Source organism: Vibrio sp. 1457 (assembly GCF_033340195.1).
GTDB classification, from domain to species: domain Bacteria; phylum Pseudomonadota; class Gammaproteobacteria; order Enterobacterales; family Vibrionaceae; genus Vibrio; species Vibrio alginolyticus.
The window spans coordinates 230574-250323 of the sequence record NZ_JAWOWA010000003.1 but is presented as its reverse complement, the minus strand read 5'-3'; the positions used below and the strand labels follow the sequence as shown (position 1 = coordinate 250323).

The window sequence follows — 19750 nt, the reverse complement described above, 5'->3', positions numbered from 1 at the left end:
TATCAATATTCTGTGGTATTCAATAAAAAGCCCCTCAAAAGAGGGGCTTGAAGCAATTTTTGTAACTTGGCCTACGTAAAGGTGATAAGTTAATGCCAACTTTTCACTGCGTTTACGCGACGTCGCGGTTACTCGATTTAATCAATCTGAGGACCAGCCGCAACCAGGGATTTACCTTCAGCGTTGTCTGTGTACTTATCAAAGTTATTGATAAAGCGCGCTGCTAAATCTTTCGCTTTGCTTTCCCACTGAAGTGGGTCAACGTACGTGTCGCGAGGGTCTAGAATGCTAGGATCCACACCTGGTAGTGACGTTGGTACTTCAAGGTTGAAGATTGGAATGTGCTTAGTTGGTGCTTCTTCAATCGAACCATCAAGAATGGCATCAATAATTCCGCGTGTATCTTGAATAGAGATACGTTTGCCAGTGCCGTTCCAACCAGTATTCACTAGGTAAGCCTCAGCGCCTGCTGCTTCCATGCGTTTAACCAGTACTTCTGCGTATTTAGTTGGGTGAAGCGTTAGGAACGCCGCGCCGAAACAAGCAGAGAAAGTTGGTGTTGGCTCAGTAATACCGCGCTCTGTTCCCGCTAGTTTGGCGGTAAAGCCAGACAGGAAGTGGTACTTAGTTTGCTCGGGTGTCAATTTAGATACTGGAGGCAGTACGCCAAATGCATCGGCTGATAGGAAGATCACTTTATTCGCGTGACCGCCTTTTGATACTGGCTTAACGATATTATCGATATGGTAGATAGGGTAAGAAACACGTGTGTTTTCTGTTTTCGAACCATCATCAAAGTCGATAGAACCATCGCCACGTACTGTTACGTTTTCTAGCAGTGCATCACGACGAATTGCATTGTAGATGTCCGGCTCTGCTTCTTTCGAAAGTTTGATGGTTTTTGCGTAACAACCACCTTCGAAGTTGAAGACACCGTCATCATCCCAGCCGTGCTCATCATCACCAATTAGCGCGCGTTTAGGATCAGTCGACAGGGTCGTTTTACCTGTACCAGATAGACCGAAGAATACCGCTACATCGCCATCTTTGCCCATGTTAGCGCTACAGTGCATTGATGCGATGTCTTTTAGTGGAAGGAAGTAGTTCATCATGGCGAACATACCTTTCTTCATTTCACCGCCGTACCAAGTACCACCGATAAGTTGCATGCGCTCGGTTAGGTTAAATACGGTGAAGTTTTCTGAGTTCAGGCCTTGCTCTTCCCATTTTGGATTAGTGCATTTTGCGCCATTCATTACTACGAAGTCTGGTTCAAATGTCGCTAACTCTTCTTCTGTCGGGCGAATAAACATGTTTTTAACGAAGTGCGCTTGCCATGCGACTTCTGTGATAACACGAATGCTCAAACGTGTATCTGGGTTTGCACCACAGTAACCGTCAACAACAAACAAGCGTTTGTTAGAAAGCTGGTTTGTGACCAGTTCTTTTAGCTCGTCCCACACTTCAGGAGTGATTGGCTTGTTATCATTTTTCACTTGATCAGACGTCCACCACATATGTTCTTCTGTCGTAGCGTCTTTGACGATGTATTTATCTTTTGGTGAGCGACCAGTAAAGATGCCAGTGTCAACGGCAACCGCACCTAGTTCAGTAACCACGCCGCGCTCATAACCGGTTAGGTCTTCACGCGTTTCTTCCTCAAACAACATTTCGTAGCTTGGGTTGCGAATAACCTCTTTTACGTTATGCAGTCCGTGCTTGGTTAGATCAAGTGTTGCAGCCTTAGTATGTTCCATAACGGTCATAGGTGCTCCTTATAAGGATTTTGTAGGGATTTTGTAAGAATGTTTTAATTTTAATCTGCTCACCATGCTAGCAACGGGGCGGGGAGAAAACAGGGAGATAGCTCAAAATTTACCCATGATTTCAATAAGGTTTTAGGTAACCCGTCACATATTGGTGGGAATAGTCTATCGTGCACGCAATCCTTTGCGCTAGGGCAAAATCATTATTAATTGTTTAAAATTAAGCAGTTGTTTTATTACGCTTGAGGCTAGTTATTACGAGGGGTTGATCACAAAAAGGCCAGCATTAAGCTGGCCTTTTGTAGGGTAAATTACGTGCTTGATAAGCTATGTAAATTAATGCAGGGTTTTCTTGTCTGTAGAAGCTTGTGCATACAGTTCAGTGACTTCAGATTCGTCGAACGTATAAGTTGTGCCACAGTAATCACAATGTAAAGAAACTGATCCAACTTCTGCCAAAATGTCATAAATTTCAGCTTTCTCAACGGTGATGATTGCGGCACCGCTACGCTCACGAGAACAGCCACAATGGAACTCGACAGGTTGCGGCTCGTACAGACGTACTTTGTCTTGGTTATATAGTCGATACAATAACTCGTTCGCTTCTAAACCAAACAATTCTTCATCTTTTACTGTATCAGTGAGCTGCTCTAGATGTTCGAAATCATCTGGAGAGCCAGTGCCGTCAGGGATCACTTGAATCAACATACCTGCTGCGTGTGCTTTGCCTTCATGCTCACCAGTGCGGATCCATAGGCGCGTTTTTAACTGCTCTGAGTTTGCAAAGTAGCCTTCTAGCACTTCTGCTAAAGTGTCACCTTCTAATCCAACGACGCCTTGGTAACGCTCGCCGTTTTTCGGTTCGATGGTGATCACAAGGTAGCCCTTACCCATTAGATCGTGAATGTTTGCGTCATCGGCAACATCGCCTTCCCAGCGAGCTACGCCACGAACACGTTGGTTATGGTCACCGTTGATAACGGCAAGAGACACAGGACCGTCGCCTTGTAGCTGGATGGTGATCGAACCTTCGAACTTAAGAGTGGCAGTTAAAAGAGTAGTTGAAACGAGTAGCTCACCCAGCAGTTTCTCTATTGCTGCCGGATATTCCTTGCTGGAGATAACACGTTGGTACGCTTCATCCAATTGTACCAACTCGCCACGTACTGAAAGATCTTCGAATAGGTAGCGGTTTAAAACATTATTTGCCATGGAGTGCTTTCCTCGTTGGTAATTCCGGCTTTTATTGGTGTTTGAACTTAATGATGTCTCTGCGCTGCTTTTTATCTGGGCGGCGTTCCGGACTTGGGTTGTGGGCATTAAGCTTACGTTGAGTCGCGTGTTCCTCACGTTTCGCGATACTCTCATTGGTTTCGCGATATAAGGTTTGTGCGATGGGAGCGCCTCGGCGTTGATCTGAGATTTGTTCGATGATCACGATTTTTTCTTCGTTGCCTTGACGAAGTCTGACTTCAGCGCCCACTTCAACGATTTTACTCGGCTTGCTTCGTTGGCCATTATAGTGGACTTTACCGCCATCGACCATGTTACGCGCGATGGAGCGGGTTTTGTAAAATCTTGCGGCCCATAGCCATTTATCTAGCCTAACGGCTTCATTTAGGGAACTCATAGAACACTACGCTATCTAATCACTGCCCGAATACGGCAATGAGTGATGGATTATTCACCTACAGATGGAGTCAAGGCGTATTTTTTTCAAGGGAGTTGGCAAAAACTGCATAAGAAAAAGGTATGAAAGACAACTTGTGATATAGTTCACTGCTCTTTGTTGAGTAATAATTTTATTGCAAATTTAGCAATTTAAAGTCGATAGCTATCGTTATAGCTTAAATGACGGACGTTAGAATAAAGGAATCCATTCAGTGAAACGTTTAGAGCTAAGTGCAGGATTATCAAGCAGACCGCTACTGGCTCAGATCAAGTCCAATCATTATACCATTCAAGCCAAACTTAGCTTGTTGCTTACCTGTCTGTTTATTGCGATAACCGGATGGATACTTGGCAAAATTGTGTGGTTAGCCATACCTCAATCGTCGGAAGTGCCGCAATGGCGTCCATCGGCGAGTAGCGTTGCTGCGAGCAATAAAGGCGACGCGATAGATTTTAATGCCCTTCAGAATGCCAACCTATTCGGTAAATACACTGAGCAAAAAGCGGCGGTTGTAGAACAGCCTATTGTTAAAGACGCCCCTAAGACGCGCCTTAACCTTACGCTGGTCGGTGCGGTTGCAAGTAGTGATGCCAACACCAGCCTTGCTGTTATTGCTAACCGAGGTAAGCAAGCTACGTACGGTTTGGGTGAAGAAATCGAAGGGACACGTGCGACACTAAAAGCGGTATTGGTGGATCGCGTCATCATTAATAACCAAGGTCGAGACGAGACCTTAATGATGGAAGGTATAGAATATAAGAAGCTATCTGAATCGCCGCAGGTAGCTAGGGCGCAAGCTCAGCGAGCAGAAGCAGCGACGTCTGACGTTGGAGAGAAATTAGAGCAAATCCGCGAGGAAATTGCGAAAGATCCACAAAGCGTTTTTAAATACATCACCATTTCACCCGTCAAAAAAGACGGAGACATTGTTGGTTATCGAGTATCACCTGGTCGTGATGCCGCATTATTTAATGATGTAGGGCTACAACCTGGCGATATTGCGGTTCAACTGAACGGGATCGATTTAAGTGACCCGTCTTCTTCAGTACAACTGATGCAAGTGATGAGCGATCCGCAAGAATTAAATTTAACTGTTGAGCGAGACGGCCAACAGTACGATATCTATATCCAATTGTAAGACTTAGGCAACCGGCGTAAGTTCAGGGAGACATACGTGAAACATTGGTTCAGCAAAAGTGCTTGGCTACTAGCAGGAAGTTTACTCTGCGTACCAGGTGCAATGGCAAACGAATTTAGTGCGAGCTTTAAAGGCACTGATATTCAAGAATTCATCAACATAGTGGGTCGTAACCTCGAAAAGACCATCATTGTTGATCCTTCAGTACGCGGTAAAATCGATGTCCGCAGCTATGACGTTCTTAACGAAGAGCAATACTACAGCTTTTTCCTTAATGTCCTTGAAGTATACGGTTACGCAGTCGTAGAGATGGACAATGGGGTACTTAAGGTTATCAAAGCAAAAGACTCAAAAACCTCAGCAATCCCTGTGTTAGGTGATGGCAGCGCGCAAGGCGATAGTGTTATCACTCGAGTTGTCGCGGTGCGTAATGTGTCGGTTCGAGAGTTGTCTCCTCTACTTCGTCAGCTGATTGATAACGCCGGTGCCGGTAACGTGGTTCATTATGATCCAGCGAATATTATCTTGATCACAGGTCGTGCGGCAGTAGTGAATCGCTTAGCAGAGATCATCAAGCGTGTTGACCAAGCCGGTGATAAAGAAATTGAATTGGTGGAGCTGCGTAATGCATCTGCTGCTGAAATGGTACGCATTGTCGAAGCACTGAATAAAAGTGCGAATCAGAAAAGCACGCCAGAGTTCCTTGAACCTAAAATTGTGGCCGATGAACGTACTAACGCGATTTTAATTTCTGGTGATCCAAAAGTAAGAGCCCGCTTGAAACGTTTGATTCGTCAACTTGATGTTGAAATGGCGACAAAAGGTAACAACCGAGTTGTGTACCTGAAAAATGCGAAAGCTGAAGACTTGGTGGATGTATTGAAAGGTGTTTCCGATAACCTGCAAGCTGAAAAGCAAGCCGGTCAGAAAGCATCAGGTGCATCGCGTGGTGAGGTCGTCATTGCTGCTCACGCTGCAACTAACTCGTTAGTTTTAACAGCGCCACCAGATATTATGATGGCATTACAAGACGTCATTTCTCAACTCGATATTCGTCGTGCTCAGGTTCTTATTGAAGCGTTAATTGTCGAAATGTCTGAAGGTGATGGTATTAACCTAGGTGTTCAGTGGGGTTCATTAGAAACGGGTGCTGTAATTCAGTACGGTAACTCAGGAGCCCCGATTGGTCAGGTGATGGTTGGTCTAGAAGAAGCAAAAGATCAAACCCGCACTGAATACTATACCAACTCTAATGGCGAACGAACGCCATATGATGTTACTGAATCAGGTGACTACTCTACGCTAGCGTCAGCGCTTAGCGGAGTAAATGGTGCGGCAATGAGTATTGTCATGGGTGACTGGACAGCGCTAATTAGTGCTGTTGCTTCTGACTCCAACTCAAACATTCTATCTTCTCCAAGTATCACTGTAATGGATAATGGTGAAGCATCATTTATTGTGGGTGAAGAGGTTCCGGTTATTACGGGCTCTACGGCTGGCTCAAACAACGACAACCCATTCCAAACGGTTGACCGTAAAGAAGTCGGTATCAAACTCAAAGTAGTGCCACAAATTAACGAAGGTGACTCTGTACAGTTAAACATTGAACAAGAAGTTTCCAACGTATTAGGCGCAAACGGTGCGGTTGACGTTCGCTTTGCTAAACGACAGTTAAACACCTCTGTCATGATCCAAGATGGTCAGATGTTGGTTCTTGGTGGTTTGGTCGATGAACGCGCACTTGAAAGTGAGTCTAAAGTGCCGCTATTGGGTGACATTCCGGTACTTGGCCATCTGTTCAAGTCAACTAGCACGCAAACAGAAAAACGTAACTTGATGGTGTTCATCAAGCCGACGATTATTCGCGATGGTGTGACGGCCGACGGTATTACGCAGCGTAAATACAACTTTATTCGCGCAGAACAGCTTTACAAAGCGGATCAAGGTTTGAAGTTGATGGCTGACGAGAAGATCCCGGTTATGCCTGCCTTTGGCCAGGAGCGTCAGCACCCAACAGAGATTCAAGCGTTTATTGATCAAATGGAAAACAACTAATGGTTGATATGTTAGACACAGCGCCAAGTATGCGTCGTCTGCCATTCAGTTTTGCCAACCGCTTTAAACTGGTGCTGGAGACAGAGCATCCTGAGCGTCCACCTATTCTTTACTATGTCGAGCCGCTTAACCCTGCGGCTCTGGTTGAAGTCCGTCGTGTATTAAAGAAAAGCTTCGTACCGCAACCTATCGATAAAGAAGCCTTTGATAAAAAGCTGACTGAAGCATATCAACGCGACTCGTCTGAAGCGCGTCAGTTGATGGAAGATATTGGTGCTGATAGCGATGATTTCTTCTCTTTGGCTGAAGAACTGCCGCATGATGAAGACTTATTAGAATCGGAAGACGATGCGCCAATCATCAAATTGATCAACGCCATGTTGGGCGAAGCGATCAAAGAAGGTGCGTCGGATATTCATATTGAGACGTTCGAGAAAACCCTTTCGATTCGTTTCCGTGTCGATGGCGTATTGCGTGAAGTTCTGACCCCAAGTCGTAAGCTAGCGCCTTTGCTGGTTTCTCGTGTGAAGGTTATGGCTAAACTAGATATCGCAGAAAAGCGTGTGCCTCAAGATGGCCGTATTTCGTTGCGTATCGGTGGTCGTGCGGTGGACGTGCGTGTATCGACGATGCCGTCCTCTCATGGGGAGCGCGTGGTAATGCGTCTGTTGGATAAAAACGCGACTCGTCTTGATTTACATAGTTTGGGCATGACCCCTTCAGTGCATGACAACTTCCGTCACTTGATTGGCCGCCCTCACGGTATCATCTTGGTGACGGGCCCGACAGGTTCTGGTAAATCCACCACCTTGTACGCTGGCTTGCAAGAGATCAATAGCAACGAACGCAACATTCTAACGGTTGAAGACCCGATCGAATTTGATATTGATGGCATCGGTCAAACTCAGGTGAACCCAAAGGTCGACATGACGTTTGCGCGCGGCTTGCGTGCCATTCTGCGTCAGGACCCGGATGTGGTGATGGTCGGTGAGATCCGTGACTTAGAAACCGCACAAATTGCAGTGCAAGCGTCCTTAACGGGTCACTTGGTAATGTCGACTCTCCACACCAACACCGCAGTGGGTGCGATTACGCGTCTACGTGATATGGGTATTGAGCCATTCCTTATTTCTTCTTCGTTATTAGGGGTGCTAGCGCAGCGCTTAGTTCGAACGCTTTGTCCAAGCTGTAAAGAGCCGTATGAAGCCGATGCGGAACAGAAAAAACTGTTTGGTATGGAAGCGCATGAACCGTTAGAACTGCACCGAGCAAAAGGCTGTGAAGCGTGTAACCAAAAAGGCTACCGAGGTCGAACAGGTATCCACGAGCTCATTATGGTTGATGAGCAAGTGCAAGAGTTGATTCATCGAGAGTCTGGTGAACAAGAAATTGAGAGAGCCGTTCGCGCCCATACGCCAAGTATTCGCAGTGATGGTTTAAGCAAAGTACGTCGTGGTATTACGTCACTTGAAGAAGTGATGCGAGTGACGAAGGAAACCTAATGGCGGCATTTGAGTACAAAGCGCTAGATGCAAAAGGCAAGCATAAAAAAGGCACGATAGAAGGGGACAACGCCCGACAAGTGCGCCAGCGACTCAAAGAGCAAGGGATGATCCCGATTGAAGTGGTTGAGACGAAAGCTAAATCGGCTAAGTCTTCAGGCTCAGTCAGCTTTAAGCGCGGCATCTCAACATCTGAGCTGGCACTCATCACACGTCAATTGTCCACGTTAGTCCAATCAGGCATGCCTCTGGAAGAATGTTTGCGCGCGGTCTCTGAGCAGGCTGAAAAGCCGAGAATTCGTTCTATGCTGGCTGCGGTTCGCTCGAAAGTAACCGAGGGTTATCCGCTCGCCGACAGTTTTGCTGATTACCCACACGTGTTTGATGAACTGTACCGCTCTATGGTTGCGGCGGGCGAAAAATCAGGTCACCTCGATACCGTATTAGAGCGTTTGGCAGACTATGTCGAAAACCGCCAAAAGATGCGATCTAAATTGCTTCAAGCCATGATTTATCCTGTAGTTTTGGTGGTATTCGCGGTTGTCATCGTTTCGTTCTTATTGGCGACAGTGGTTCCTAAAATCATTGAACCCATCATTCAGATGGGCCAAGAGTTACCTCAATCGACGCAATTTTTACTGGCAGCCAGTGAGTTTGTGCAAGATTGGGGGCTGATTATTTTCGTTGTGCTGGTGGCGCTTTTCTATGGCCTCAAACTGGCGTTGCAAAAGCCAGACTTTCGCTTAGCTTGGGACAGAAAAATCTTGAGCTTACCGCTAATAGGTAAGATCTCTCGAGGTTTGAATACCGCACGATTCGCACGAACACTTTCGATCTGTACTTCCAGTGCGATTCCAATTCTCGAGGGTATGCGCGTTGCGGTAGATGTTATGTCTAACCGTTATGTGAAGCAGCAAGTCTTGCTTGCAGCGGATAACGTCCGAGAGGGCGCTAGTTTGCGTAAGGCGTTGGACCAAACTCGCTTGTTTCCACCAATGATGCTACACATGATCGCCAGTGGTGAGCAAAGTGGTGAATTAGAGAGCATGTTGACGCGGGCAGCCGATAACCAAGATCAAAACTTTGAATCAACAGTCAATATTGCTCTGGGTGTGTTTACTCCTGCGCTGATTGCATTAATGGCTGGATTAGTGTTGTTCATTGTGATGGCGACCTTGATGCCAATGCTAGAAATGAATAACTTGATGAGCGGATAATTTCGAATTAAGACGTGTCTACTAACGGCATGGCTTTAATCTAACTTTCGGAGAAAAAAATGAAGTTTAAGCGTAGTAAACAACAGGGTTTTACACTTTTAGAAGTGATGGTTGTTGTCGTTATCCTTGGTATTTTGGCAAGTTTCGTTGTTCCAAACCTATTGGGTAACAAAGAGAAGGCTGACCAACAAAAAGCGATTACGGACATCGTAGCGCTGGAAAATGCCCTAGATATGTACAAGTTGGATAACAGCGTTTACCCAACAACGGACCAAGGTCTAGAAGCATTGGTTAGCAAGCCATCTAACCCAGAGCCACGCAACTACCGTGATGGTGGTTACATCAAACGTCTTCCTAATGACCCTTGGGGCAACCAGTACCAATACTTAAGCCCAGGTGATAACGGTACAATCGATATCTTCACTCTAGGCGCAGATGGCCAAGAGGGTGGAGAAGGTCCAGCTGCAGATATTGGCAACTGGAACATGCAAGACTTCCAATAATTGAGCCTAAGCCAGCACTAATGAAACAAATGCGAAAACATAACGGTTTTACATTGATAGAAATTCTATTGGTGCTGGTTTTGCTATCTCTTACGGCTGTGGCCGTGATCTCGACGTTACCGACTAGCCAAAAAGATCTTTCCAAACAGTATGCTCAAAGCTTTTTTCAGCGTTTACAGTTGCTCAATGAAGAAGCGGTGCTGAGCGGTAAAGATTTTGGCGTTCGAGTGGATGATGCCAAATCGACCTACGTTTTACTGAGTTTAACCTCAGAAGGTTGGCAGCCTCTGAAATTAAAGCAGATTCCGAGCAAAACCAAGCTAGAAGAAGATATTGCGCTACAACTCGAGCTCGGAGGTGGTGCTTGGGATAATGATGAGCGCTTATTCAAACCAGGTTCTCTTTTTGATGAAGACATGTTCGCAGAAGAAGAGGACGAAAAGAAAATTGAGCCACCGCAAGTGTTTATCTTTTCCAGCGCTGAAGTCACGCCATTCACCCTGTCTTTTTTTCCGCAAAATGGTGATACCTTTAATGACGGTTGGCAAGTCATTGGCAAAGAAAGTGGACAAATTTTGTTATTAGCTCCGGGCGAAGAAGTGAAAGAGGATGAGAATGCGCAATTTTAAGCAAGCTCGCCCAAATTTGAGTCATCGCCGGACGAGAGGCATGACCTTACTGGAAGTATTGGTCGCACTGGCAATTTTCGCCACCGCTGCCATCAGTGTCATTCGCTCCGTGAGCCAGCATATTAATACAATCAGTTATTTAGAAGAAAAAATGTTTGCAGCCATGGTTGTGGATAATCAGATGGCAAATGTGATGTTGAATACCGGAGAACTCAAAGCGAAAAACGGCACAGAAGAGCTGGCAGGACGCACTTGGTTCTGGAAAGTCACGCCAGTCGCCACGACGCAGCCATTGCTGAAAGCATTTGATGTGAGCGTCTCGGTAGAGAAAAGCGCGAGCCCTGTAGTAACGGTACGAAGCTATGTGGCGCAATAATCATCCCCGCGCAAACACGCGCCAAAGGGTAAAAGGTTTTACACTTATTGAAGTGTTGGTATCGATTGCCATCTTTGCCAGTTTAAGTGTCGCTGCGTACCAAGTGGTATCGCAAGTACAGCGTAGCAATGCGCTATCACAAGAACGAACCCAACGCTTAAACGAAATTCAGCGTGCCATGGTGATGATGGATAACGATTTTCGTCAAATGGCGATGCGTCAAACACGTACTAATGGTGAAGAGCCTGCTAGCCGGCTAATTTTTTGGTCCGATTACCTGTTGGACTCCGATACTAAAGGGCTGATGTTTGCCCGTTTAGGTTGGCACAACCCTCAGCAGCAGTTCCCTCGTGGAGAAGTAACCAAGGTTGGCTATCGCTTAAAAGAAGAAACACTGCAGCGAGTATGGTGGCGCTATCCTGATACGCCGGTTGGGCAACAAGGTACTGTTACTCCATTGCTAACGCAGGTCGAGTCATTTGATATGCGTTTCTATGATGGTAAGCAATGGAAAAAAGAGTGGGCTGAAGAAAAAGCGCTGCCGAAAGCGGTTTCTGTTGTTCTAACTCTCAAAGACTATGGAGAAATTACCCGCACTTATCTCACTCCTGATGGCACATTGAGTCAGAAAGAGGAAAGTTCAGGAGACAGCAATAATGGTTAACCGTCAGCGCGGTGTTGCTTTGATTATAGTGTTGATGTTGCTGGCGATTATGGCGACGGTTGCCGCCAGCATGTCGGAACGTTTGTTCTTGCAGTTTCAGCGAGGCGCTAATCAAATCAATTACCAGCAAGCGTACTGGTACAGCCTTGGCGTCGAGGCGCTAGCAAAAGTGGGTATCGAACAAAGTTATAAAGACACCGACACGATTAATATGAGTCAACCGTGGGCGATAAAAGAGCAAGTCTATCCGTTAGATTATGGTCAAGCGGCGGGACGAATTAGAGACAAGCAAGCGTGCTTTAATCTAAATGTATTGAGTCGTGTGCAACCAACGGGTCAGCAAATTACAAGACCATATTTAGTGAATGTATTGCAGCGCCTATTAGAAGAGTTGGATGTCGAGCCATATCAAGCAGAAATCATTGCAGACTCTACTTGGGAATACATTGATGCTGACGACTCTGTCCGTTCGACTACTGGGGTTGAAGACAGCACATATGAAGCGATGAAGCCTTCCTATTTAGCATCAAATGGTTGGATGGCAGATGCTTCCGAGTTACGGGCTGTCTATCAGGTGAGTGGTGAAATTTTCCAAAAATTGGAGCCGTTGGTCTGTGCATTACCAAGTGATGACTGGCGTTTAAACGTGAATACGATTGATGTTGAGCAAGCTCCGATTTTGGTGGCAATGTTCTCACCAAACTTAAGCAGTAGTGATGCGATTCAGCTAATTGAAAAACGCCCATTTGATGGGTGGGATAGCATTGATGAATTTTTAGCAGAGTCAGAAATGGCTGGCTTAAGTGAAGATGTAAAGAAAAACGCCAAAGGCTATTTGGGTGTGGATAGCGCCTTTTTTGAATTGGATGCACAAGTGTTGGTGGATGAATCACGTGTACGTATCCGAAGCCTTTTGCAAAGTACAAATAGAGAAACGGTGACCGTAGTTCGCCGTCGTTTTGGAGGGATCAGTGAGCGAGTTTCTGACCGTTCGGCTGAGTAGCGAACAACAAAGTACCATTCCTTGGGGGGTGTGGTCGACAGATCAACAGGAAGTGATTGCTAGCGGTGAAATCGCCGGGTGGGAACACTTAGATGAATTGGTCTCATATGCTGGTCAGCGCCAAGTTGTGGCGCTGTTGGCGAGTAATGATGTGGTCCTGACGCAAGTGGATATACCGCCTGGTGCAACACGCCAATTCGAGGCGATGTTACCGTACTTAGTGGAAGACGAAGTTGCTCAGGACGTTGATGGCCTGCACTTTAGCGTGTTGGGTAAACAAGCGGACAAAGCGCAGATTTGCGCAGTTGAACGTGCTTGGATTCAGACTGTACTGCAACGTTTTTCAAGCCAAGGTATCGCCATTAAACGCATTTTACCCGATGTGCTTGCATTACCGGTTCGTGGAGAGCACAGCAGTGCTGCAATGATTGGCGAGCAATGGCTAATTCGTCACTCTGCGACAGAGGGCGCGGTTGTCGACGCTTCTTGGTTAGACCTTTACCTCTCTTCTTATCTACAAAATAATGAAGGTTGGAAGCTCGATTGCTTTAGCTCGGTCCCGGAATCTGCGTTACCTGAAATATGGGAGCCGCAACCAGAAGAAATGACGATGGCTTTACTGGCGAAGGGGGTGACAGAAAGCAAAGTCAATTTGCTGACTGGGATCTTCAAGCCGAAATCTTCTTGGGGTAAATACTGGAAGCTCTGGCAAAAAGCCACCATTGCTGCGGGGGTGCTTATTGTCGTCATGGTTGCGCAGCAGTTGCTCGTGGTCCACAAGTACGAAGCACAAGCTCAAGCGTATCGTGAGGAGAGTGAGCGTATTTTCCGCCAGGTGTTCCCAAATAAACGACGCATTCCTACCGTTAGTTACCTCAAACGACAAATGGATGATGAAGAGCGCCGCTTATCTGGTGGAAGTGGTCAGCAGGCAATGTTGTCATGGTTGGCGGCATTACCCGCGACGCTTGGTCAGGTCAGCGACTTGGAGATCACTAGCTTTAAATACGACGGACAACGTGGCGAAGTACGTATTCAGGCTCGTAGTTCAGACTTCCAACCTTTTGAGCAGGCTCGTGTGAAATTGGCAGAGAAGTTTAATGTTGAGCAAGGTCAGTTGAACCGTAGCGATAACGTTGTGGTTGGCAGCTTTGTTTTGAAGCGTTTGTGAGGTGATGATGAAAAATTTAATTTCTCAAGCTCAGGTTTGGTGGAGCAGCATCTCGCAGCGTGAGCAGCGTTTGGTCATGGGATGTGGCGCTATTGCCGTTATCGGTATTATTTATTGGGGTTTATTACAACCAATGAGTCAACGTGCGGAGCTAGCTCAGTCACGTATTCAAAGTGAAAAGCAGTTGCTAGCTTGGGTACAAGATAAAGCGGATGGCATCACTGCACTGCGAAAAAGCAGCGGTGTGAGCTACTCTAGTCAACCGTTGAATCAGTTAGTTTCTTCTTCAGCTCGTCGTTATAAAGTTGAGTTGATTCGAGTACAACCTCGTAATGAGAGCGTTCAAGTGTGGATCAAACCACTCGCGTTTAATCAACTAGTGGATTGGTTACGTTACTTGAAAGAGCAACAGGGTATTGAAGTCGAATTTTTAGATATCGACCGAACAGAGCAAGCGGGCATGATCGATGTAAACCGCCTTCAGTTTAAGCGAGGTTAAGGTGAAGCGAGCAGTACTTTACGTTGTTATCTTTATCGTCTTTTTTTCAGTCAGTCTTTTAATGGGATTACCAGTCTCTTGGGTGTTACAACAAGCACCAACAGTGAGAGGCCTGGACATTCAAGGAGCCAACGGTTCGGTATGGCAAGGTCAAGCTGCTAGTATTCGTTGGCAGCGCCAGAACCTTGGAGAAGTTAATTGGGATTTCCAATGGTCGAGTCTACTGACAGGTAAAGCTGAGTTTGCTGTGCGCTTTGGTCGTGGTAGTGAAATGGACGTTCGTGGGCGCGGTTTTGTCGGCTATAGCTTAAGTGATGGCCCTTATGCCAAAAACTTAGTTGCCTCGATTCCGGCGGTAAAAGTTGTTGAGCAAGCGCGCCTCCCTGTGCCTGTTGGTGTTGATGGGCAGCTTGAGCTGAATATTCGTCATGCGACTTATGCTGCGCCTTGGTGTAAGAACGGTGAAGGCACTTTAGTATGGAATGCCAGTGGTATTCAAAGCCCCGTTGGCAGCTTAGATCTCGGTCCTGTGATTGCCGATATAAACTGTCAGGATAGTGTATTGACGGCAACTGGTGAGCAGAGCAGCAAACAAGTCTCTGCGGCGTTTTCCGCTGAACTGATGCCTAATCAACGGTACTCAACCAAAGCGTGGTTCAAACCTGGTGCAGAGTTCCCATCCAGCATGGGGGAGCAACTGAAATGGTTGGGTAAGCCGAATGCTCAAGGTCAATATGAGTTTAACTACCAAGGGCGCTTCTAACCTATCGTGACAAAATCCAATATCTTAAAAGAGCTGCTATTGTGCAGCTCTTTTTGCTTTTGGATCATCGTAAGCTAAAACCTCTATTCGCTGTACATTCGATCTTGATTGGGAGTGAATGAAAGTTTAAAGTCATGATTTTTTAAGCGATTTGTTTCTTTTGTTCAGCTTTGCAAGTAACTGGAACATGGTAGGCCAAATACTCCAAGTGCTGTACAGAAGGTCAAAAAGAAAAGGCCACGAAGATATTCGTGGCCTTTCTATTGCTAGAATTTTGTGCTCTAAATTTTACCGATAGGGCGCTTAATCTTTGCGTTGTAAAATCTCATTCCAAGGTAAATCCGCATCACCAAGAACAATAAAATTCGGGTTTTCTAGTGTTTCCCGCTCGTTATATGACAGCGGTTCTAATTGCGTGCTGAGAATACGTCCGCCAGCTTCTTCAACAATGCATTGTGTCGCAGCGGTGTCCCACTCACCTGTTGGACCTAGTCGGAGATAGCAATCTACCGCCCCTTCCGCGACGAGGCATGCTTTCAATGCCGCAGAACCGAGCGGTATTAAGTCGTAATTCCAGGCGCTGCTCATACGGTTAGTAATACGATTGATGTCTTGGCGACGACTAATAGCAATTGCGATGCTTTGCTCTGGCTGTTCGTGTTTGTGTGTATGGATTTTGACGCTGTCCGACATGTCGGGAATTTTCCAGGCGCCTTTGCCATTATAAGCGTAGTAAGTCACGCCAGATACAGGACCGTAAACGACGCCCATGGTTGGTCGATTGTTGTCGACCAACGCGATAATAGTGGCAAAGTCACCACTGCGAGCGATGAATTCTTGAGTACCATCAAGAGGGTCGACTAACCAATAACGTTCCCACTGAGCGCGTTGCTCTAAGCTTATGTCTGCGTCTTCTTCTGACAACACGGGAATGTCAGGCGTCAGATCACTCAAGCGTTCAGTGATGAACTTGTGAGCTGCAATATCTGCACTTGTTACGGGAGTTTCGTCACTTTTGGTGTAGGCCTCGTATTGCTTCTTTTCATATATTTCGAGGATCATTTGCCCAGCACTGCGGGCAATCTCGATGACTTGAGGAAGTAGGTGAGATAGATCTTTTGTCATTGGCATAAGTGATAGTCCTTACTCACAGTGTTATTCGGTTCTAATGACCGTTATTGGTTATGATTGTGAGTGGTGTTTGGTAAGTGTTTCAGTGCCAACATTAGCGCTGTGATGCTTCGTGCTTCACAGAAATCCATGTGAGTTAATAACTCTTCGGCTTGCGCAAGTGGCCAACGCACAATTTCCAGTGGTTCAGGCTCATCGCCTTCTTGCTTCTCTGGATAAAGCGCCTGTCCTAAAAATAGAGTCATTTTGCTCGAAAAGTAAGATGGCGCGAGGATAACTTGTTTCAACGGGGTTAACTGATTGCAGCCAAAGCCGATTTCTTCTTTTAACTCACGATCCGCAGCTTGGTGTGGTGTTTCTCCTGGGTCAATCAGCCCTTTTGGGAAACCTAGCTCGTAACGTTCAGTTCCAGCGGCGTATTCACGCACCAGTAATAAATCGCCTTGTTCTGTTACAGGGACTACCATTACAGCATCTCGTCCACTTGGCTTCATACGCTCATAAGTACGGTGCTCACCATTGGAAAAACGAAGGTCGAGCGCTTCCACAGCAAACAGTTTGGATTTTGCAACCGTCTGGCATGAGAGTATCTCTGGTGGGGTTCGTTTCGGCATGACGCTGGCTCCTTGGTGTCGTTGGCGTTTACGAGATGCGTAAGATTCTTAATATATGAGAACTCCGCCTGAGTTTCTAGCGGATTTTACGAGTCGAGCTAAGCATCTCAGCATCACCTCAGTATCGATACAAAAATGGGAGACCGAAGCCTCCCATTTTCTGACAGTGTTTACTCTTAGTAGTAAGAGTGATCACCACGGTCATGTTCTGTAGCATCACGAACTGCGGTTAGTTCACCAATGAACTGGTTTAGCAGCTCTTTCTCGATGCCTTCTTTTAGTGTTACGTCAACCATAGAACAGCCATTACAACCGCCACCAAATGCAACAATCGCAACACCGTCTTCAGTGATCTCAACCAAGTTTACGTGACCACCGTGGCCAGCAAGTTGTGGGTTCACTTGAGTTTGGATAACGTACTCAACGCGCTCAACCAGTGGTGCGTCGTCCGCAACTTTACGCATTTTAGCGTTAGGTGCTTTTAGCGTTAGCTGAGAGCCCATTTTATCGGTAACAAAATCGATTTCAGCGTCTTCAAGGAATGGCAGGCTTAGCTCATCCACGTAAGCTGAAAAACCGCTGTAAGAGAGTTCAGTGTCGGTCGATTCTACTGCTTCTGGTGGGCAGTAAGACACGCCACACTCAGCGTTTTGTGTACCTGGGTTCACAACGAAAATACGAATGTTAGTGCCTTCAGGTTGTTGACCTAAAAGGTTAGCGAAATGCGTTTGCGCAGTTTCTGTAATAGTAATATTTGACACGACGAATACCCGAGTAAATTTGTAGGTTACTGCTGCTATTCTACTCTTGTTGACGTATGGGTCTAGTCTTTTTGATGCTAAGGCATGGCGAAGCGATCTAGAGAGAACGAGGAGCAGGTGTTCTGCAGATGCAGTAAATATCGATGCTTTCTACGCCAACTTCAAGTAGTAAATGACATAATTGTCGGACGGTACTGCCTGTGGTGACTACATCATCGACGATGGCAACATGGGAAGAGTGAGGGCGCTTATTGAGAATAAACGCGCCTTTTAAGTTTTGTTCACGGCTTGTTTTGGTATTACCACGCTGTGATTGGGCGAGCTTTACTCGACGAAAGACCTTCGCATCAAAATTAGTCTGCAATTGCTTGGCGAGGTGTCGGGCTAAAACATCACTTTGATTAAAACCCCGGCGCAGGTAACGCTGCCAGTGCAATGGCACACTGGTAATGATTGGAGCTGGCGTGGTGATGCGCAGTGCCAGTTGCTCGGTTAATGCTTTTACATGCCAAGACTCTCCGTGATCTTTAAAGCGTTGTACTTCCCGTGAAAGGGGAAAGTCGTAATCGCCTAACGTGTATAGCCTTTGCCATGGCGGTGGCTCTGAAAGACATTCACCACAAATACTATCCGTACTCATTTCTTCTTTCTGTAATGATAAACCGCAGCGTTGACATCGTTTTACTGGAGTTAGGTATTTTAAACAGTGCTCGCACCAGCGCAGAGTATTTGTGTGGCTTGGTGTTTGAATAGGGAGCCGACACAGGCCGCATTGACTGCTCAATACACGATGCATGATGTTTTGCCAGTGATGAGATAACATAGCGTTTATTCATGGTGATATTTTACTCAGCCTAACTCTTGGCTGAAGCCGTAGGGAATAAAATAAGTGGGAGAGATTGAGAGCATGAGCACGAAATTACACTGGCAGTCATTTGGTCAGGGACCAGATTTGGTGTTACTTCATGGGTGGGGCATGAATGGTGCGGTATGGCAGCAGACAGTCGAGTCTCTTCAACCTTATTTCCGAGTTCATGTGGTTGACCTTCCGGGGTACGGACATAGCGCCGAATCTCATGCTGAAGATTTAGACCATATTGCTAACTTGGTGGTGCAAGGTGCGCCAGAGAAAGCGATTTGGCTTGGTTGGTCCCTCGGAGGTTTAGTGGCGACGCATGTGGCATTAAATATGCCCGAGCGCGTGGCTAAGTTGATTACGGTTGCCAGCTCACCAAAATTTGCCGCAGAAAAACCGTGGCGCGGCATTCAACCGAATGTACTGAGTGCGTTCACCTCTCAGTTGCTAGAAGATTTCTCACTGACCATTGAGCGCTTTATGGCGTTGCAAGCGATGGGCAGCCCATCAGCGCGTAAAGACGTTAAACAGCTCAAGCAAGCGATACTATCGCGCCCTCAGCCAAACCCTGAATCGCTGTTGGTTGGGCTAAACATCCTTGCTGATGTGGATCTGCGCGATGCGTTGACGTCTCTTTCTGTTCCAATGTTGCGTCTTTATGGCCGTTTAGATGGGTTGGTGCCAATTAAAGTAGCTAACGATTTAAGTGAACAGTTGCCTCATACCCAGCAGTTTGTTTTTAATCAGTCCTCTCATGCGCCTTTTATCACCGAACATGACGAATTTTGTGTTCAAATCCGAGAGTTTGCTCACGATTGAGCAAGTGCGAGCGGAAACACCTCAAGTTGTTTAAAAAGTGGTCGATATAAAGGCTGGTGAGGTTTTATTAGCCAATAAAGCTAAGCCATATTGACGAGTTGGGCGACTCTGAGGAGGGTTCGCAATGATTGTGTCACCGACCAACGTAAGTGTGCCACTGATCGCCCCATCCGTGAATGTGCAGACGGAACAAGCAGCTCGCGACAATAAAGTCCGAGAGCCTGTAACGCCAACGGTCGCATTGGCCAAAACCAATGCAGAGCGAAAAGTAAAAGGTGATGACAAGCGCCGACGTCAGTCTTCTTGGGATCCTTCAGAGCATCCTGATTATGATATGGAAACGGAAGTCGACACGCGTTATCAAGAAGAGCCGGAAGATACACTAGAACGGCTTTTTAGTTTGCTTGCGCTCAAATCGTATAGTGAAGACCAGGGGAAAGGCTACGCGATCCGCTTTCGCTTACCAAAGCGCATTTTGGATGCTGCGATCAATGAAGGATTAATGGAAAAGCGCAGGAAGGTGATCAAGTTTCATTATGGTCATGCAGTCGCTCCCCATACCCCGTCAGAAGTGATAGCAGTATTATGACGACTCAATATCCTACTCAAAC

21 protein-coding genes are annotated in these 19750 nt (G+C 46.4%); 14 read left to right on the top strand and 7 right to left on the bottom strand.

What is annotated here, in order from left to right; genetic code table 11:
- Positions 1-137: 137 nt before the first annotated feature.
- The 3 genes from pckA to hslR form a co-directional block, all read right to left on the bottom strand.
- Positions 138-1766, bottom strand: a complete 1629-nt coding sequence (gene pckA / locus R7Z41_RS04815) for a phosphoenolpyruvate carboxykinase (ATP) (protein ID WP_005379288.1) — start codon at positions 1764-1766, stop codon at positions 138-140.
- A gap of 336 nt (positions 1767-2102) precedes the next feature.
- A complete protein-coding gene (gene hslO, locus R7Z41_RS04810) occupies positions 2103-2978 on the bottom strand; it encodes an Hsp33 family molecular chaperone HslO (RefSeq protein WP_005379290.1) in 876 nt (291 codons plus the stop codon).
- 31 nt (positions 2979-3009) lie between these two features.
- Positions 3010-3396: a ribosome-associated heat shock protein Hsp15 gene (gene hslR, locus R7Z41_RS04805; RefSeq protein ID WP_005379292.1), complete on the bottom strand. Its 387-nt coding sequence runs from the start codon at positions 3394-3396 to the stop codon at positions 3010-3012.
- Positions 3397-3649: 253 nt separating this feature from the next.
- On the opposite strand from hslR, the gene gspC reads away from it, so the two are divergent.
- Genes gspC through R7Z41_RS04745 form a run of 12 tightly spaced genes read left to right on the top strand, consistent with a single transcriptional unit; the run spans position 3650 to position 14958 of the window.
- Positions 3650-4576 carry a type II secretion system protein GspC gene (gene gspC, locus R7Z41_RS04800; RefSeq protein ID WP_065275009.1) on the top strand — a complete coding sequence of 309 codons (927 nt, stop codon included), beginning with the start codon at positions 3650-3652 and terminating at the stop codon, positions 4574-4576.
- A 36-nt stretch (positions 4577-4612) separates the two neighbouring features.
- On the top strand, positions 4613-6631 hold the full coding sequence (gspD, locus tag R7Z41_RS04795) for a type II secretion system secretin GspD (RefSeq protein WP_065275010.1): 2019 nt from the start codon (positions 4613-4615) through the stop codon (positions 6629-6631).
- Positions 6631-8133 (top strand): type II secretion system ATPase GspE, encoded by a 1503-nt coding sequence (gspE, locus tag R7Z41_RS04790; RefSeq protein WP_005379296.1) that lies wholly within the window; start codon positions 6631-6633, stop codon positions 8131-8133. Before gspD ends, gspE begins: the two co-directional genes overlap by 1 nt.
- The gene (gene gspF / locus R7Z41_RS04785; protein ID WP_005382993.1) at positions 8133-9350 is read left to right on the top strand and encodes a type II secretion system inner membrane protein GspF; all 1218 of its coding nucleotides are present in this window, start codon (positions 8133-8135) and stop codon (positions 9348-9350) included. The genes gspE and gspF overlap by 1 nt, the downstream gene beginning before the upstream one ends.
- Positions 9351-9409: 59 nt before the next feature.
- Positions 9410-9853, top strand: coding sequence for a type II secretion system major pseudopilin GspG (gspG, locus tag R7Z41_RS04780; protein ID WP_005379298.1), 444 nt, complete (start codon positions 9410-9412; stop codon positions 9851-9853).
- Between the two features lie 29 nt (positions 9854-9882).
- Positions 9883-10482 carry a prepilin-type N-terminal cleavage/methylation domain-containing protein gene (locus R7Z41_RS04775; RefSeq protein ID WP_206970517.1) on the top strand — a complete coding sequence of 200 codons (600 nt, stop codon included), beginning with the start codon at positions 9883-9885 and terminating at the stop codon, positions 10480-10482.
- Complete coding sequence (gene gspI, locus R7Z41_RS04770) at positions 10469-10858, top strand: type II secretion system minor pseudopilin GspI (RefSeq protein ID WP_017635009.1); 390 nt, start codon at positions 10469-10471, stop codon at positions 10856-10858. The genes R7Z41_RS04775 and gspI overlap by 14 nt, the downstream gene beginning before the upstream one ends.
- On the top strand, positions 10845-11522 hold the full coding sequence (gene gspJ / locus R7Z41_RS04765; protein ID WP_054574181.1) for a type II secretion system minor pseudopilin GspJ: 678 nt from the start codon (positions 10845-10847) through the stop codon (positions 11520-11522). Before gspI ends, gspJ begins: the two co-directional genes overlap by 14 nt.
- Positions 11515-12525: a type II secretion system minor pseudopilin GspK gene (gspK, locus tag R7Z41_RS04760; RefSeq protein ID WP_005379302.1), complete on the top strand. Its 1011-nt coding sequence runs from the start codon at positions 11515-11517 to the stop codon at positions 12523-12525. Before gspJ ends, gspK begins: the two co-directional genes overlap by 8 nt.
- The gene (gene gspL, locus R7Z41_RS04755) at positions 12494-13696 is read left to right on the top strand and encodes a type II secretion system protein GspL (protein WP_225477629.1); all 1203 of its coding nucleotides are present in this window, start codon (positions 12494-12496) and stop codon (positions 13694-13696) included. Before gspK ends, gspL begins: the two co-directional genes overlap by 32 nt.
- A 7-nt stretch (positions 13697-13703) precedes the next feature.
- Entirely contained in the window at positions 13704-14195 is a 492-nt protein-coding gene (locus R7Z41_RS04750; RefSeq protein ID WP_005383002.1) for a type II secretion system protein M, read from the top strand.
- A 1-nt stretch (position 14196) separates the two neighbouring features.
- Positions 14197-14958 carry a type II secretion system protein N gene (locus R7Z41_RS04745; RefSeq protein WP_017635007.1) on the top strand — a complete coding sequence of 254 codons (762 nt, stop codon included), beginning with the start codon at positions 14197-14199 and terminating at the stop codon, positions 14956-14958.
- A 303-nt stretch (positions 14959-15261) separates the two neighbouring features.
- Here the strand turns inward: R7Z41_RS04745 and cysQ are convergent, their stop codons facing one another.
- The 4 genes from cysQ to R7Z41_RS04725 form a co-directional block, all read right to left on the bottom strand.
- Positions 15262-16089, bottom strand: coding sequence for a 3'(2'),5'-bisphosphate nucleotidase CysQ (gene cysQ / locus R7Z41_RS04740; protein ID WP_005379308.1), 828 nt, complete (start codon positions 16087-16089; stop codon positions 15262-15264).
- A gap of 44 nt (positions 16090-16133) precedes the next feature.
- A complete protein-coding gene (gene nudE / locus R7Z41_RS04735; RefSeq protein ID WP_065275013.1) occupies positions 16134-16703 on the bottom strand; it encodes an ADP compounds hydrolase NudE in 570 nt (189 codons plus the stop codon).
- 176 nt (positions 16704-16879) lie between these two features.
- Positions 16880-17464 (bottom strand): Fe-S biogenesis protein NfuA, encoded by a 585-nt coding sequence (gene nfuA / locus R7Z41_RS04730; protein ID WP_005379313.1) that lies wholly within the window; start codon positions 17462-17464, stop codon positions 16880-16882.
- A gap of 97 nt (positions 17465-17561) precedes the next feature.
- On the bottom strand, positions 17562-18287 hold the full coding sequence (locus tag R7Z41_RS04725; RefSeq protein ID WP_065275014.1) for a phosphoribosyltransferase family protein: 726 nt from the start codon (positions 18285-18287) through the stop codon (positions 17562-17564).
- An 84-nt stretch (positions 18288-18371) separates the two neighbouring features.
- Between R7Z41_RS04725 and bioH the strand changes: the two genes are divergently transcribed.
- A complete protein-coding gene (gene bioH / locus R7Z41_RS04720) occupies positions 18372-19139 on the top strand; it encodes a pimeloyl-ACP methyl ester esterase BioH (protein ID WP_021707605.1) in 768 nt (255 codons plus the stop codon).
- 124 nt (positions 19140-19263) lie between these two features.
- Positions 19264-19728 carry a hypothetical protein gene (locus tag R7Z41_RS04715; protein WP_005379316.1) on the top strand — a complete coding sequence of 155 codons (465 nt, stop codon included), beginning with the start codon at positions 19264-19266 and terminating at the stop codon, positions 19726-19728.
- The last annotated feature ends 22 nt before the right edge of the window (positions 19729-19750 follow it).